Origin of the sequence: Actinosynnema sp. NPDC023658, from assembly GCF_040639995.1 — a bacterium.
In the GTDB taxonomy this organism is placed as follows: domain Bacteria; phylum Actinomycetota; class Actinomycetes; order Mycobacteriales; family Pseudonocardiaceae; genus Actinosynnema.
Genome location: NZ_JBFAAX010001341.1, coordinates 1 through 1,282 on the forward strand (window position 1 = coordinate 1; position 1,282 = coordinate 1,282).

General features: G+C 77.3%; 1 protein-coding gene. It reads left to right on the top strand.

The window, feature by feature from the left end; translation table 11 throughout:
* Positions 1-1,282 (top strand): amino acid adenylation domain-containing protein (locus AB0G02_RS40810; RefSeq protein WP_360806090.1); only part of this gene is annotated, 1,282 nt, incomplete at both ends.

A 1,282-nucleotide genomic window follows, 5' to 3' on the forward strand; every position in this document is an offset into this window, starting at 1 on the left:
GGCGGTTCGGCGCACCCCGGCCCGCCCTCGGCAGCCGGGAGCCGGTGCCCGCGCGGATCGCGGCGCAGGCCGTGCGGCGGCCCGGGGCGACCGCCCTCGTGCACGGCGAGCGGCGCGTGTCGTACGCGGAGCTGGACGAGGAGTCGGCCCGGTTGGCCGCGCACCTGGTGTCGCTGGGCGTCGGTCGCGGCGACCGGGTGGTGGTGTGCGCGCCGCGCGGGGTCGAGTACGTGGTCGGCTCACTGGCCGTGATGCGCGCCGGTGCCGCGTACGCCCCCGTGGACGCCGCGTTCCCCGCCGCCCGCGTGGCGCAGGTGCTGGCCACGGCCGGCGCGGCGGCCGTGCTGGTGACGGGGGAGACCCGCGACCTGGTCGAGGGCTTCGCGGGCCCGGTCGTGGCGGTGGACGAGCCGCGCGACCCGGCCTCTGCGCCCGAGGTGCCGATCGGTCCCGACGACGCGGCCTACGTCATCCACACCTCCGGCTCGACCGGGCAGCCGAAGGGCGTGCTGCTCGACCACGGCGGGCTGGCGCTGCGCGTCGACTGGTACAACGCCGACTGCGCGACCACCGAGCACGACCGGGTGTCGCAGATCGCGGGCACCGGGTTCGACGTGTCGGTGCTGGAGACCTGGTCCGCGCTGGCCGCCGGCGCCGAGCTGCACCTGGCCGACCCGGACACCACCGCCTCCGGCGAGCACGCCGTGCGCTGGCTGACCGACCACGGCATCACGGTCGGGTTCCTGCCCACCCCGCTGTGCGAGCTGGCGCTGGACGTGCCGTGGCCCGGGGGCAGCCCGTTGCGGGTGCTCACCACCGGCGGTGACGCGCTGCGCAAGCGCCCCTCGCCCGACGCGCCGTTCACCCTGCTCAACCTGTACGGCCCGGCGGAGGCGACGGTCGTCACCACGAGCGGCGCCGTGCCGCCCACGGGGCCGCGCGTGCCGTCCATCGGCATCCCGGTGCCCGGCGCGCGCGTGCACGTGCTCGACCGCCACCGCAACCCGGTGGGCGTCGGCGTGCCCGGAGACCTGCACATCGGCGGCGCGGGCGTGGCCACCGGCTACGTCGGCAGGCCGGACCTGACGGCGGACCGGTTCGTGCCGGACCCGTTCGGCTCCGGCGGGCGCCTCTACCGCACCGGCGACCTCGTGCGCTGGCTGCCCGACGGGTCGCTCGACTACCTCGGCCGCATCGACACCCAGGTGCAGCTGCGCGGGTTCCGCGTCGAGCTGGGGGAGGTGGAAGCCGTGCTGCTGGCGCACCCCGACGTCACCGACGC